The organism is Candidatus Xiphinematobacter sp., assembly GCA_016766635.1.
Lineage (GTDB): Bacteria > Verrucomicrobiota > Verrucomicrobiia > Chthoniobacterales > Xiphinematobacteraceae > Xiphinematobacter.
Genome location: CP068473.1, coordinates 735,562 through 750,278 on the forward strand (window position 1 = coordinate 735,562; position 14,717 = coordinate 750,278).

Sequence of the window (14,717 nt, forward strand, 5' to 3'; positions counted from 1 at the left end):
GGAATGGTCACGGAGGGTACAAAGAGGTCACACATACAGAGTGGCACACAAGCAAGAAGCGAGAATGGATGCCGGGAGCCTCCCTCAGGGGGTACCCTTGTGTGAGGAAAAGCCCCCAAAAAAGCCCTTCGATAAAAATTCTCTTCTACTTAGGATATGGGCTGCCTCATAGTGTGGCTTCGTATGTCTTTTCCGTACATTGCTACGATCGGACTTGAGGTCCATGTCCAGCTCAAGACGCACTCAAAGATGTTCTGCTCCTGCCCGGTAAGCTTCGGAGCTGAGCCAAACACTAACCTTTGCGCCGTGTGTCTTGGCTTACCAGGCGCTCTCCCCGTAATGAACGAGGAAGCCCTCCGGATGACTGTGCTTACCGGTCTCATGTTTGGATGTACAATTGCTCCCGTCTGCAAGTTCGACCGAAAGAATTACTTCTATCCAGACACGTCCAAGAACTACCAAATTTCCCAATATACACAACCCTTCTGTCGTGGAGGTACTATTCCTCTTTACGAGCAAGCGTACCCCAAGGATGTACAAAAATTCGTTTCTACTCCTAACAAACGTATCCGACTTTCCCGCATCCACCTTGAGGAAGACGTGGCTAGGAGCTTTCATCTGGAGGCGTCTACTGGGATAGACTTTAACCGGTCCGGAACTCCTTTGCTAGAAATCGTCTCCGAGCCAGATATTGCCTCTCCCGAGGAGGCTTTTGCTTGCCTCACGGCTCTTAGGCAAATTCTTCTCTATGGAGATGTAAGTAGCGCAGATATGGAAAAGGGCCAGTTACGTTGCGATATTAACGTCTCCTTGCGTCCCAAAAATTTTGGTGCGTTGGGGACTAAGGTGGAAATCAAGAATCTCAACTCTATCAGTGGAGTGCGCCGTGCTCTGACCTTCGAAATTCGGAGACAGATAGGAGTTTTAGCTGCCGGCGGTACCTTACAGCAAGAAACGCGGAGGTGGAATGATGCGTTAGGAGAAACTCAGCTTATGCGCGCCAAGGAGCAGGCACATGACTACTGCTATTTCCCAGATCCGGACTTAATGCCTGTCCGGACGACTCAGTTAATTGAGCAAGCCCTTCACCAACTGCCTGAACTGCCGGAAGCCAAGCGTTCTCGCCTTGTAAAGCAATACAACCTCGGCTCCTATGATGCTGGGGTACTTGCAAGCAACCCTGCACTTTCTCGATTCTTCGAGGAAGCGGCAAGAACAGCTACAAAGCCTAAGGTTGTTGCTAATTGGATGCTCAATGACTTCCTTAGTGCTCTTTCCGAGGAATCACTAAAAGTGTCTGATTGCAAATTTCCGCCCTCATCACTTGCTGAACTAGTTGACTTAGTTGAAGCAGGAGCCATCAATGGCCAACAGGCAAAGGAAGTGTTCATAGAAATGTTCGAATCAGGCAAATCTCCCAACACCATCGTTAGGGAGAGAGGGCTCCGGCAGGTTAGTGACACCGTTGTCATTGGGACACTATGTGAGGAGATAATTGCTCAAAATCCGAACCCAGTAGCCGATTTCCGCTCCGGAAAAACTGCCGCCCTTAACTTCCTTAAAGGGCGCGTAATGCGGCTTTCCAAAGGCAAAGCCAACCCAAGCCTTGTTGGGGAAGTCCTTGTCCGTAAGCTCTCTTGAATAGCAATTAGAGAGCTCCCTCTCCTACTTCTTCTGTCCGGATTCGGACGACCTCCTCAATAGGAGAGACGAATATTTTACCATCCCCGATTTTTCCTGTCTGGGCAGCTTTTACCACAGCATACACAGCAGATTCTAATGCAGAGTCAGACAAAACTACTTCAACTTTGATTTTTGGTAAAAATTCTACTGTGCACTCGGTTCTCCCATAACCCTCCGCGCTACCCTTCTGACGCCCAAATCCTTTTACCTCCGTAATCGTCATTCCCTCAATCCCTAGGCTGGATAACGCATCCTTTACTTCTTCCAACTTGAAGGGCTTGATAATAGCCTCGATCTTTTTCATAATTAGCCAGCTTCCCGGATGGAGGGCCGGAGGGCCCCAATCCCCGCGAGTAAACAATTCCAGGAGGGGTGAGGCATGCATCCAGGCCCCCATTTCGGATGCAGCGCCCTCCTAATCCGTCTGGATAACCGCAGATTACAACGATACACACTCTACACACTCCACTCCACCGTAGAACCTCCTAATCCGGGGCCGACGGCACCAAAATACCAAAAACACGGTTTTAGAACCTACACAACCCGTAAAAGAACATGGTCGCAAAAAATCAGCAGACTTGATGTCACCACGTCGTCTATGTCGGCCAGACTAGAAAGAACCCTCCCCGCCCCTCTCCTTTAAGTGGTTCTTCTGAGACACGTTTGGCATGAGTCGGAATGGCCTGTTTGTGCTTGGCTTGCCGGCGGAGGGACTTGAACCCACACATCTCTTAAAGATACCAGATTTTGAGTCTAGCGCGTCTGCCAATTCCGCCACACCGGCCTAAAGCACCGAGCCCGGATTGTAGCACACACGCGTTGCGTGCTCATACAAGAACTTTGTGACCACCGTAGAGTTTTTACCATTGACTTGACCAAGTCTGACCAAGTCACACTGCTTTGCATGGTGCTTCCATGAATTTGTCTGCCCAGGTTCGAATTTCTGGGGACATACAAATAGGATCTGGCCATCTGCGTGTATATCCTTCAGTAGGAAATTTGCGTGTTGCATCAAATCCCATATGTGTCCCCAGCGTAGCAGCTATCGGTGCGTGATCCAGAGCATCACTTGGATTTTTGACGACGCTTGTATCCCTTTGAGGATCTGTGTTGGCACAGAGGCGAAAGAGTACCTCGCTCGTATTGTGGACATCACAATCCTCATCGACAACTACAACGTACTTGCTGAACATCATTTGCCCCATCCCCCACAGACCATGCATAATCTTATATGCCTGCCAGGCATATCGCTTGCGGATGCTCACGAAGAGGAGGTTGTGAAACACACCCTCTGCGGGAAGGGCAATATCCCTGATCTCAGGAAAGTTCATCTGGAGAATTGGTAAAAAAATACGCAGAATGGCGGTGCCCATATAGAAATCTTCCATAGGAGGCATTCCAACGATAGTTGTCGGATACACTGCCTCTTTCCGGTGTGTAATCGCTTGTAGATGAAAAACAGGATAGTCATCCACTGGGGTGTAAAACCCAGTGTGATCCCCAAAGGGACCTTCTGGACGTAGCTCTCCTGGTTCTACGTAGCCTTCCAAAATGAAGTCAGAATGAGCTGGCACATCAATGTCCATTGTTTCACATCTCACGAGATCTACAGGATGCCTTCGAATCAATCCGGCGAGGAGTAACTCATCCAAGCCATCCGGCAGAGGTGCAGTTGCTGCAAAAGTAAGAGCAGGATCTCCACCTAGTGCCACAGCTACTGGCATACGTGTCTTTCTTGCAAGATGGCCTTCTCCATGGCGAGCTGCAACCTTGTGTACTTGCCAATGCATACCGGTCGTGAGGCCATCATATACCTGCATTCGATATACACCTATGTTTCTTTCCCCGCTGTTTGGATCCCTCGTATACACCGTTGGAAGGGTAATGAATCGGCCTCCATCCTGAGGCCAGCACTTTAAGATTGGTAATGATCCAAGTGAGAAAGGTAGTGCTTGCGTATCCGTGGAGCCATCGAAGCGATAAATAACCTCTTTGCAGGGGCCTTTGGAAACACGTTTAGGGCGGCCGCGGATTAAGCTGCATCCTCGATGCAGTAGTGCTGCAATGGCCTCGCGTAATCCATTTATTGGCTTAACTTTAAGGAGGGAACGTATCTGTTCAACTAATTCCTCTATGGAACTCCTCCCCAATGCTAGAGCTACGCGTCGGTATGAACCCATTGTATTAATTGCCAGCGGAAAGGCGGACGGCTTCCCATCAATGAGAGGCTGGTCAAATAGCAGAGCTTTCCCCCCTTCCGGAGCTTTCATTTCCCTGTCTGCTAGTTCAGTGATTTGTAGATTGGTATCCACTGGTGTTACAATGCGCTTAAGCTCACCAGCAGCCTCCAGAGTCTGCAAGAATCCAGAAAAAGATGTGTACGACCCGTTTGACACGTGACAGTTGTACCGCCCCTGTAAGCTTGAAGGAAGGGGAATTTTCTCTAGATGGCACCCATCTGAATTTCTCTCTATCCAGGTTACTGGACTTAGGCCCTGCTCTAGAAAGTGAAAAATTTAGTGGAACTTCTTCCACGAGGGTTTTTGTCTACTAGATTGATAAAAACCCCTTTATGCACATGCCTTCCTGCCACACACTTGATGCCGGAGGCAAAAAAACTTGCTATCCGCAGCACGGCAGGCTTAGCCTGCCCAAGAGTTGAGGGAGCCTTAGCTCAACTGGTAAGAGCGCTGCCCTGTCACGGCAGAGGTTGCGGGTTCGAGCCCCGTAGGCTCCGTGTGTCGGCCCTTAGCTTTTGGGGTGCCAATCCCTTCCTTGGAATTCCGATGGGCCCGACTGTTGTAGGGAAGGTGGTAGCACTTTTACTTTTGTAAAGAAAGAGGATGGGGCCCTTGTAGAGGGCCGTCAGGGGCTCTGGTTACCCTGGTGTTCTTTCTGACAAGACCCCCCCCACTCTCTTGGCGGGAGAGAAAACCGCTATCCTTCCTTGTCCAGTAGAACTTAACCTCCGTGAGGCCTTGCCTCCTGACGGGCTCATCCCTTTCTAAGTTCTAAGTCGACTCCGGCTTCTAACCCTGGGTACCATGCGATGGGGAACCGCGGTAGGTAAAGTGGGCGTTGCATATCAATTCCATTTCTCATCCTTTTTCCTCAAGATCCCTCCCTGCTACTGGTGTGGCTCCCGGAACCGCTAAACAAGGCATATCTTCAATCTGCTTTGGCGAACCAACAGTTTTGTCACCACTTACAACTCCTAAAGTACGAAATTTACGTGCACTCACCAATACACGGCTTTCCAAGCTACGGGAAGCTTCGTTAAAAGAACGAACCGCTGAGGAAAGTCCTGTGGCTACCTTATCCATGTGTGAAGCAAAGACCGTCAAGCGGTTATAGAGTTCACGGCCTAACTCACCGATAGAACGGGCATTGTCCGCAGTTTTCTCCTGCTGCCAGCTATAATACACTGCCCGTAGCAGAGCAATGAGAGTAGTGGGAGTAGTCAAAATAACGCATCCCCTTGCTGCTTCCTCAATGAGCTCTGGATAAACTTGCAAAGCAGCTCCGAAGACGGCCTCCATGGGCAGGAAAAGTACGACGAATTCCGGCGTGTGCTCAAACTGCTGCCAGTATGCCTTGCGCGCAAGCTGTTGGATATGCGTCTTTAATTGGTTTGCATGTCGACGTAGGGCCGCTTGCCGAGCTTCTCCCTCTTGTAAATTCAAGGAGTCTAGATATGCTGCCAAAGGCACTTTAGAGTCCACTACTACCTGTCGATTCCCAGGAAGATGAACTATTAAATCCGGCCGAAACTGTTTCTCTTCGGTTTGAACATTTTTCTGCTCAGTAAAGTCGCATTTATCGAGCATGCCTGCCAATTCAACGACGCGACGCAGCTGCATCTCCCCCCATTGACCACGGGCCTGGGGTTCACGCAGGGCTCGAACTAGATTAGAAGTCTCTCCCTGAAGGCGGAGCTGACCTTCCCCTAAACTACGCAGCTGCTCGACCAGCTTTTCGTAAGCACCGACACGTTGCTTCTCAACGCTATGGACCTCAGCTTGGAATTTGTCCAGCGTTTCGCGCATAGGCTTCACGGATTCCTCAATACGCCTATGGTGCTCAGCCAAGTCCCGATCAGCAATCTCCAAGAATGACCTGTTATTCTCCACCAGTGCTTGTCGAGAAAGTGCTTTAAATTCATCTGATAGCATTTTACGAGCATCCTCTAGGAGGGAGGCACCTTCCGTGGCGGTATTGCGCTCACACTCTAGCGCTTTGCGCAATTGGGCAAGTTCTATGTCCAACCTGTGAGCTTCTCCCAAGAAGTGCGCTTTGCAAACGGACCACGTACAGAATGCCACACTGCTCACTAGAAGAAGAACAAGAATAATGAGAGAAAGTGCCCAAGTCATAGAAAAAATCGGTCCTACGCGCCGCTGCGTAGCGCCTAGCCCCCCCTTGAAGAACCTAGTTTGCTAAGTTACCGTTACCGTACGTGCTCTCTCCCTCGTTCTCCCATTGCATTCACTAACCAATCCCACTCCAATCTGGAGTTACATTACAACAGTTATACAGGGTCAAAGAAACTCCCCAGGTTAACGCATATTCAATACAGCAGATGTCAGTGACTGCGCTGCCCCTATTATCGCCTCTGCTGTGATTCCTAGCTCTTGAAGCACTACAGCGCCGGGAGCACTTAGCCCAAACTGCTTAACAGAGATTGCTCTTCCATCTAATCCAATATGCCTGAACCAAGGGTCTGCAACACCAGCTTCGATAGAAATCCTCCGACGGACCGATTTAGGCAGCACTGCCTCCTGGTAGTCGGGCGACTGGCGTTCAAACCGCTCAAAGCATGGCATAGAGACCACCCTTGTCCCTTCGCCCAATTGTGCTGCTGCCTGCAATGCCAGCTGGAGCTCACTTCCAGATGCGAGTAGGATAAGGTCGAGAGGTGTCGTCTCCTTCCTTGCAACATATCCACCAAGCAAGGGGCCGTCTCTGCGGTCTCGAATAGAGATACTGTGAAGGTTGGGGACACTTTGGCGAGACAGTGCCAAAAGAGTGGGGCCGTCTCCTCTGGAAAAAGCTGCCGCAAAAGCCCCCGCAGTTTCCTCTGGGTCGGCAGGGCGAATGACGTCTAGATTGGGAATGCACCGGAGAGCCGCAAGTGTCTCCACAGGTTGATGTGTTGGACCGTCCTCACCAACTCCGACAGAATCGTGAGTGAAGAGGTACACCACCGGAACCCGCGATATTGCGGCGAGGCGGATGGCGGGCCTTCCGTAATCACTAAACACTAAAAATGTAGCCCCACTGGCACGAAAAATCCCATCGTAGGCAATTCCGTTGAGAGCACCACACATGGCATGCTCGCGGATACCAAAGTAGAGGTTGCGCCCTAATCGGTTCTTACGGGTAAAGTTCCCCCCGCCTTGTATGTAGTTCAGCGTAGAGCCGTGTAGATCGGCGCTACCACTAACGAGCAGTGGGAGTTCCCTCGCGATCGACTGGAGAACTTTAGAGCCAGCCTTACGAGTGGCCAGGATAGCGTCGGAGCCAAAGGCCGGAACGCCTGCCAGTAGATCACTGGGGACCGTCTTTACCCCGCTGTCTAGAAGAGTAGCTAAACTACGGTTGGTATTCCTCCAAGCTTTGTAGGTTTCCATCCATTCTTCGTAGCTACGTCGCAGTCTTTCCTTGTGCCAAGCAAAATACGCCCGAGTTTCCATGGAAACGTAAAAAGTCTCCTCCGGTAACCCAAGCCTTCTTCTGGCTTCCCTGCTAAACTGCGCTCCGCTTTCTCCGTGAGCTTTAGAAGTACCGCTTACCTCTGGTATTCCCTTTCCGATTAACGTTTTGGCAATAATCAGCTGAGGCTTTCCCGAACTAGCCGTCTTCGCTTTCTCGAAAGCGGAAAAAAATTCCTGCAAATTGTGGCCATTGGTCCTGTAGACTTCCCATCCCAAAGCACGATAACGGGTTTCTGTATCCTCACTTTGAGTGACGGATGCTAGAGAGTCCAAGGTAACATCGTTAGAATCATAGATGAGAATTAAATTATCAAGGCCTAGGTGACCAGCTAGCGCAGAAGACTCCTGTGTAACGCCCTCTTGAAGACAGCCGTCTCCTGCCAAAACGATGATATGGTGATCAAAGATGCAGTGTTGGCATGTGTTAAAACGTGCCTCAGCCATTTTTGCCGAAATAGCGTATCCGAGTGCATTGGCTACCCCCTGCCCTAGCGGGCCTGTCGTGGCTTCTACACCTGGAGTAGCACGGAATTCAGGATGTCCCGGCGTAAGACTATGTAGGGAGCGGAATTTTCTCAGGTCTTCCAGGGTAACAGAGTACCCACATAGGTGCAACCAACTATAGAGGAACATGCTTCCGTGTCCAGCGGAGAGAATGAACCTATCACGGTTAATCCATTTTGGTTCCTCTGGATAGATAGAGAGCGCACGTCCAAAAAGCACCGCCCCCATTTCTGCAGCGCCAAGAGGCAGTCCAAGGTGGCCAGACCGACAAGTGACCACTGCATCAATAGCTAAGCCGCGGGCGTCTCTAGCTGCTATTTCAAGAGATTGCAGGTCGGAGAGCATAGAAAAAACTAGAGAAATGTAGCAAACTGTCGTTGCTTGCCAAGCTCTGGCTGCATGCTCTGTACGTCCTTGAAAAGCCACCCTTGCGTAATGGAAATGACTTCCGTGTCCCCTTTTTCTTTTGCAGCCTCTCTTTCTATTGCTCTGGAGAGGAGCCCAAATTCATACCTCTCCAACGTATGAATTAACTCGGCGTAGCGTGGTTGGATGTGCAAATTTGCCAGAGGAGATGGCAGGGGAATGTGAAGATCTAGACGAACTATTCCCAGGTTTTTTATAATCTGGGACCGGTTTGCCTCTAACTTTGCTCTCAACGTTTTATTCTTTACTCGGTCTAAATTCTCTAAAAGTCCTGTTATCCCACCATAAGCTTGTACCAGGAGCGCTGCCGTTTTAGGTCCCACTCCATTTATCCCTGGAATATTGTCCACCACATCCCCCGTTAGTGCCAGTACTTCTCCTATCAAGCAGGGCGCAACCCCCCATTTTCTGAGAACGAACTCCTCTCCCAAAAGAGAGAAACCCTTACCGGTCGAATCTGCCTTACTGGTAGCGTAAATGAAAACGCCCGGGCGGACTAACTGAAAGAGATCTTTATCGCTGGTAGCAATGTTTACTTCTATTCCACCGATTACTGCAGCCTCGGTGTAGGAAGCTAAAAGATCGTCTGCCTCTACTTGAGGAAGGCTTAGGCTAGAAAAACCTAGATACGGGCATAGCTCCTTGAGGAGTGACTCTTGTCTGCGGAGCGGTTGAGGCATCGCCGGACGGTTCTGCTTGTAACTTGGTTGCAGGGCTACCCTACGTGCAGACAATCCTGCATCCCAAATTATCGCCCCCAGATCCGGACGCAGATCCGCTATCATGCGCCGCACCGCCTGAATAAATCCATAAATGGCATTAGTAGGTTCACCCTTTGAATTGCGAAGATTTCCGATTGCATGGAAAGAGCGATAAAGATAGTAATGACCATCTATGAGAAGCAGGCGCATGTGTTATTTTTTGTATAGGAACGACAAACAAGACAGTCTCTAGACTTACATCCCAGACACAAAAGAAAAAAGAGAAAGTTCCCCCCGCTCGTGTTTTTCCATGCGGAAGAATCCACTATTTTTTCCAGTCTTCCTCCTTTTTATGTGCCTCGTATCTGGTAGAGCGCTGCCATCGTACGCTGTGGGGGCTAGAAAGGAGGCAGTTCATCCAAAACCGTCTGCTAAGTTGCTTGAGAGGAAAGCTGCGTCCCACTCTCTTCTTGAGCAAGCGGAGAAGGATGAAAAATCGGGAAAACCGCGCCAGGCTATCCGAAAATACCGCCTGCTTGCAAGGCGGTCCTCTCTCCTATCTGAGCAGGAAGTACTGGAAGTCCACTTTCGTCTCGCCAAACTTCTTCAGGGGACAAACCGGTTGCAGCAAGCCTTCGATGTCTATCAGACCCTCCTGAAACGCTACCCTAGAGCAGGCAAACACTTCAATGACTCGATAGTCGAACAAATCCACATCGCCAACTTCTATTTAGAGAAGCCCGATAGCATCGTCACGCGCATTCTAATGTCGCACAGAGCAACTGCCCAAGGAATGTATGAAACAGTTCTTGCTTCCGCTCCCTACGGGGACTACGCCCCCGTCGCACAGTTCAATCTGTGTCTTGCACATGAGCGGCAAGGGCACGTCCGTGAAGCTGTCCAAGCCTATCAGGCCTTGTCTGAGAAGTACCCCAATAGTAGATTGGCGGGTGATGCGCAATATCAAATTGCTTACGTCCACATGCGTGTCGGACTTAGCAATCGTTCACAAGACCTTGCAACCCTATCGCGGGCAAGGAACGCTTTCCAGGACTACCTATTGCAATATCCGAAAACCAAGCATAGGGCTCAGATTCTAAAGAATATAGAGAGGATCAGCTCCAAAGAGGCTTCTATGATTTATCGTATTGCTACATTCTACGATCACCTTCGGAGTTACAGGTCCGCCTACATCTACTATAAGGAGGTGCTCCAGCGTCAAACTGCCTCCAGGGAGGCCCTATTAGCTAGGGCAAGGATCAAGGTGCTACGCAATAAGCTAGCATGAACGCAATAAGCAATAAGTTTGCATTAATGCCTCCACATATGTGAAGGGAGTAGAGTGAGGAGCAGTTTCTGGGAATCCGCAGTCCAAACATAGGTTTTGGTCTCCCGGTTTATTGCTTGCGTCCTAACCCTATGGCAAATCGGTGATGCTCGGATCAGTGTGATGTACGCTTATGAGCATGGGACTCAGCCGCTTCCCCTCCAGGGGGAAGGTATTGCTGCTGTTTTGTCTAGAAAACGCATTTTCCCCATCCTGCTTTCCCTACCGGTTGCGATGTCTGTGGGCTGCTACCGGCTTGGGAAGATTTATCCTAGCTCAATGCGCGGCATCCAAACATTGGCAATTCCTGTGTTCCAAAATGTAACTTTAGTTCCACGGGTAGAAGCTCTTCTGGCAGATGTCGCTACGCGCGTGTTTCAGGCAGATGGCACCTACGAGATCTTGGATAAAGGCAAAGCGGACGCCGTTCTTGAGTGTAAGCTTATCGACATTTCCCGTGTGGCAGTTCTCATTTCTCCTACTGACTGGGGGGTCACCAAAAAATTTCAACTGCGGATCTTGGTAACCTATCGTGTCCTCGACAGAATTACCGGAAAAATTCTTCAACAAGGCACTGCGGCCGGCGCTGCCAGCTATTTCGTAGGTGCAGATCCCATTTCTCAAGAAGAACGTCAGACGCTACCAGTAGCTGCGCGCTTTATGGCTGACGCCCTCCTTAGCCAATTAACAGAGGGATGGTAACTTCACAAGGTGCTTACTATTGTTCCCACACCCATCGGGAATCTTGAAGACATCACTCTTCGCTCTATTAGCGCCTTTTTGGAGGCGGACTATATCGCAGCCGAGGATACACGGCGCACCTCTATTCTCCTGCGATACCTAAGAGTTTCCAGGCCGCTTATCAGTTTTCATAGACACAATGAGGTTGCACGCACCGCGGAGCTTGTAGCGCACATTAAGGGAGGATATAGGGTGGCATTGAGTTGCGACGCAGGCATACCGGCTATTTCGGATCCTGGCTATCAACTAATAAGCGCCTGCATTCAGGAAGGCCTGCCCTTCACTGTACTTCCTGGCCCTTCGGCAGTACTAACGGCACTAGTAGGCTCCGGACTACCTTGCCATAAATTTTATTTCGCAGGGTTCCTGCCGGTGAAGTCCGGAAAACGCGCAGCAGAACTCCGTCAGGCCGCTACTCGTCCATGGACTTCCGTCTACTTTGAATCTCCGTATCGATTAGTAGGGTCTCTTTCTATTCTCACAGAAATCTGTCCTTCTATCCCCGTGTGCGTTGCCAGAGAGATTTCCAAAAAGTTTGAAGAGTACCGCCGTGGAACGGCTGGCAAGGTACTAGCCCACTTCACGGTTTATCCACCGAAGGGAGAAATCGTCCTTCTAATTCACGGGAACTTCTCCTACCCCCTAGAGTAAAAGGGAGCGGCGCCCATCCCGGCGCTAAAATCTTTTATTAAATTAGCTGCACTGCTCATTATAATTCCCAGATGGTGCAAAGCAACCACCACTATACTAGCTGCTAACCCCGAGGGTTGGTTTGGAAAATCCCCAAAGACTTCTCTAGTTGAAAGGGGAGGTAGGTCACAAATACATACCTCCACCAAGAGGCTCCGACTTAAATGATTAATTCCGCAATTTGAACGGCATTCAAGGCCGCCCCCTTAAGCAACTGGTCTCCACAAATCCAATAGGCTAGGCCATTTTCCATGGCAGAATCTAAACGTAACCGCCCTATCTCACACTCTTCCCTGCCCTCTACATTTAGAGGAGTTGGATAACAGTTACTTGCCATGTCGTCCACCAGTCTTATTCCTGGAGCCTCGCTGAGAGCTTCCATGGCCACCTTTAAGGAAACTGGCTTTTCAAATTCGGCAAAGACAGCGACCGAGTGCGCCCGGTAGACTGGCACCCGCACGCAGGTAGCAGAAGCGCGAAACTTTGGTAGATGCAGGATCCGACGGCCTTCATTCTGCATCTTCACCTCCTCCTGCGTGTATCCAGAGTCAAGAAAGCTTTCAACTTGGGGGAGCACATTGAAGGCAATTTGGTAAGGATAAACTCTCCTCCCTACGCTTTGATGGCCAGCAAGGAGAGAGCGGACCTGCTGATGGAGTTCCGAAATTCCCTGTGTACCCGAGCCAGAAACCGCCTGATAGCTGGCAGCAAAAACACGCTTTACGTCAAAGGCCTTATGCAGGGGATAAAGCCCCATCAGAGTGATGATAGTTGTGCAATTGGGATTGGCAATGATTCCTTTGTGGTACTGTGCTTCTTCCCCATTAATTTCTGGAATTACCAGCGGTACCATGGGATCCATGCGAAACGCCGAGGAATTGTCAATAACCACGGTACCTGCTTCCACCGCAAAATGAGCATAGTTCTTAGCGATCTCGCTGCCAGCACAGAACCAAGCGAAATCTACCCCCCCAAAGGAGCCTGCATCCAATGCTTGCACTATGACTTCTTCCTTGCGGAATCGGAGTACCTTGCCAGAAGAGCGTGGGGACGCTAATAAAGTCAGCTGAGAGACGGGAAAATTGCGGCATTGCAGCACTCGAGTCAGTTCCAATCCTACAGCTCCAGTAGCGCCTACAATTGCTACGTGAAATCTTTTGCTCATCACCATAATCTACCACAAAACAAGCTCATAGAAAGATTCGTGAGCACGACCATCAATCTTAGCTGTCCATGCTCAATCGAATTCACCCCCCTCTGCTCCACTACACTATCGGACGGACTGTCTCCAAAAATTCCTGGATCGGACTACTTACTATGAGAATAGTTGCGAACTGGTTATGTGGATATACACCGAGAGGTAGGGCCTGGGGTTGTTTCTTTCTCTAGCACGCAGAGAATCTCATCTTCCTAGTTCCAGAGGAACAGATTTTCGTTGTAAGCTGCAGAAGATTCGACAGAATGTCCCTCGCAACCAGCAAAGAAAGGAGGGAGTGCTCTATGCCTTTTATAAAAGTCCTCGTCGCCGTCACTATGGCCGGCGCAATTTTTGGACTCGGGGCCTGTAACCACAAGCCACCGCCAATTCCACCAGCGCCAGCTGCTATTGGCACTGCTAAGTAGTGCTCATCCGTTGGGCTGTTAAAAAATGACTCAATCCAGCCGGGTATTCTCGGAGTGCCGCACAGTGTTTAGAGAGGGATGGCCGGCCTTCCGTACCCATTTGTGGCGTTTGGGGAGCCTGTGAACCGGCTGGAACTTGGGTCAGTCCGTCCGATAGTGTAGTGGAGCAGAGGGGGGTGAATTCGATTGAGCATGGACAGCTAAGATTGATGGTCGTGCTCTTGTTTGATTGCCAGGATTTCCTGACTATCCGTTGTTCAGCCAGGTTTTTTTACCTCATGGTAAAACAACGCCAAGACCTGAAATGATAAACGGAGGCGTGGGAAGGCTGGCCAGCCGGCATGGGGATTTATGTAGGGAGTACGAAATGGCAGAAAAAACCTGGCAGGTGGCTCCCTGGTGGTTTCTGGTCCCTTCCGCAGGTCAGTAGGGAGTTGCTGCAGACTGCAGACGTATGCCCCCTCCAGCCTAGTTTTTGGACAGAGTCTCTCTTTCCATTATCGCCCTGTTGGGTGGTCGATAAATTCCCATGGTAGGCTGAGGTATTCGGAAAGATGTTCGGCCACCGATCGAATCCCAAAAGTCTCTGTGGCATAGTGCCCCGCGTAGATTAGATTCACTCTAGATTCCTCTGCTGCTATATAAGTCCAGTGCGCTCCCTCGCCCGTAATTAAGGTATCAATTCCATCCGCTGCAGCTTGCGTAATCATAGAGCCGGCAGAACCGCTGATAATGCCAATATGGCAACACGTCTCTGGACCACCGGGTGCTAGATGCACATCTCCGCACACTGCCCCTGCTACGCGGTTCAGTACCTCTGCTCGGCTTAATCTCACCTCAACGCGCAATCCAACATAAGTTCCGAGGACTTGCAAAAAAGGCTGGTAGTGGGTAAATCCACAGGTCTGTGCTAGCAAGACGTTATTTCCGTGTCTTGGGTGGATGTCCAAAGGAAGGTGAGCGCTGTAAATGGCGAGGTCTCCGGAGATAGCAGAGCGCAACCTCCTATAAGGTACCCCTACCCAGCGTTTATTCTCCCCCCAAAACAGCCCGTGATGGACAAGGAGCAGGGTGCATTCCACCCGGATAGCGCGCTCGATTACCGCTTCGCAGGCATCCACAGCGGCAGCAATTCTACCTATCTTACCAGAATTCTCTAATTGGAGACCATTGTGAGCACCTGGAGCATCTCCCGATTCGTGAATGTGCAAGAGGCGATCCAGATAGGGGATTATATCTCTAAGGAAAACCATACAAGGGTCATAAAATCTTTGGAGAAAAAAGTTTGCATCTGGTCACAATCCACTA

At 50.2% G+C, this 14,717-nt stretch carries 11 protein-coding genes and 2 tRNA genes; 5 read left to right on the forward strand and 8 right to left on the reverse strand.

Annotation, left to right across the window (positions count from 1 at the left end):
• The first annotated feature begins 183 nt into the window (after window positions 1–183).
• The gene (gatB, locus tag JMM79_03255) at window positions 184–1,641 is read left to right on the forward strand and encodes an Asp-tRNA(Asn)/Glu-tRNA(Gln) amidotransferase subunit GatB (protein QQY08240.1); all 1,458 of its coding nucleotides are present in this window, start codon (window positions 184–186) and stop codon (window positions 1,639–1,641) included.
• A gap of 7 nt (window positions 1,642–1,648) precedes the next feature.
• Here the strand turns inward: gatB and JMM79_03260 are convergent, their stop codons facing one another.
• From JMM79_03260 to JMM79_03270, 3 genes are all read right to left on the reverse strand, one after another.
• The gene (locus tag JMM79_03260; GenBank protein ID QQY08241.1) at window positions 1,649–1,987 is read right to left on the reverse strand and encodes a P-II family nitrogen regulator; all 339 of its coding nucleotides are present in this window, start codon (window positions 1,985–1,987) and stop codon (window positions 1,649–1,651) included.
• A 395-nt stretch (window positions 1,988–2,382) separates the two neighbouring features.
• Window positions 2,383–2,467 (reverse strand) — tRNA-Leu (locus JMM79_03265).
• 106 nt (window positions 2,468–2,573) lie between these two features.
• Window positions 2,574–4,079, reverse strand: coding sequence for a menaquinone biosynthesis decarboxylase (locus tag JMM79_03270; GenBank protein QQY08242.1), 1,506 nt, complete (start codon window positions 4,077–4,079; stop codon window positions 2,574–2,576).
• Between the two features lie 267 nt (window positions 4,080–4,346).
• Here JMM79_03270 and JMM79_03275 point away from each other — a divergent pair.
• Window positions 4,347–4,420: transfer RNA gene (locus JMM79_03275), tRNA-Asp, on the forward strand.
• A 361-nt stretch (window positions 4,421–4,781) separates the two neighbouring features.
• Here JMM79_03275 and JMM79_03280 read toward each other — a convergent pair.
• From JMM79_03280 to JMM79_03290, 3 genes are all read right to left on the reverse strand, one after another.
• On the reverse strand, window positions 4,782–6,056 hold the full coding sequence (locus tag JMM79_03280) for a DNA recombination protein RmuC (protein ID QQY08243.1): 1,275 nt from the start codon (window positions 6,054–6,056) through the stop codon (window positions 4,782–4,784).
• A gap of 183 nt (window positions 6,057–6,239) precedes the next feature.
• Window positions 6,240–8,246: a transketolase gene (tkt, locus tag JMM79_03285; GenBank protein QQY08244.1), complete on the reverse strand. Its 2,007-nt coding sequence runs from the start codon at window positions 8,244–8,246 to the stop codon at window positions 6,240–6,242.
• A gap of 8 nt (window positions 8,247–8,254) precedes the next feature.
• The gene (locus JMM79_03290) at window positions 8,255–9,238 is read right to left on the reverse strand and encodes a flap endonuclease (GenBank protein QQY08245.1); all 984 of its coding nucleotides are present in this window, start codon (window positions 9,236–9,238) and stop codon (window positions 8,255–8,257) included.
• 142 nt (window positions 9,239–9,380) lie between these two features.
• Between JMM79_03290 and JMM79_03295 the strand changes: the two genes are divergently transcribed.
• From JMM79_03295 to rsmI, 3 genes are all read left to right on the forward strand, one after another.
• Window positions 9,381–10,316: a tetratricopeptide repeat protein gene (locus tag JMM79_03295; protein QQY08246.1), complete on the forward strand. Its 936-nt coding sequence runs from the start codon at window positions 9,381–9,383 to the stop codon at window positions 10,314–10,316.
• Between the two features lie 96 nt (window positions 10,317–10,412).
• Complete coding sequence (locus tag JMM79_03300) at window positions 10,413–11,057, forward strand: hypothetical protein (protein QQY08247.1); 645 nt, start codon at window positions 10,413–10,415, stop codon at window positions 11,055–11,057.
• A gap of 9 nt (window positions 11,058–11,066) precedes the next feature.
• Window positions 11,067–11,747, forward strand: a complete 681-nt coding sequence (gene rsmI, locus JMM79_03305) for a 16S rRNA (cytidine(1402)-2'-O)-methyltransferase (protein QQY08248.1) — start codon at window positions 11,067–11,069, stop codon at window positions 11,745–11,747.
• Window positions 11,748–11,946: 199 nt separating this feature from the next.
• On the opposite strand, the gene JMM79_03310 is transcribed toward rsmI, so the two are convergent.
• Window positions 11,947–12,951 (reverse strand): aspartate-semialdehyde dehydrogenase, encoded by a 1,005-nt coding sequence (locus JMM79_03310; GenBank protein ID QQY08249.1) that lies wholly within the window; start codon window positions 12,949–12,951, stop codon window positions 11,947–11,949.
• A gap of 955 nt (window positions 12,952–13,906) precedes the next feature.
• Window positions 13,907–14,662 (reverse strand): Nif3-like dinuclear metal center hexameric protein, encoded by a 756-nt coding sequence (locus JMM79_03315; GenBank protein QQY08250.1) that lies wholly within the window; start codon window positions 14,660–14,662, stop codon window positions 13,907–13,909.
• Window positions 14,663–14,717: the final 55 nt, after the last annotated feature.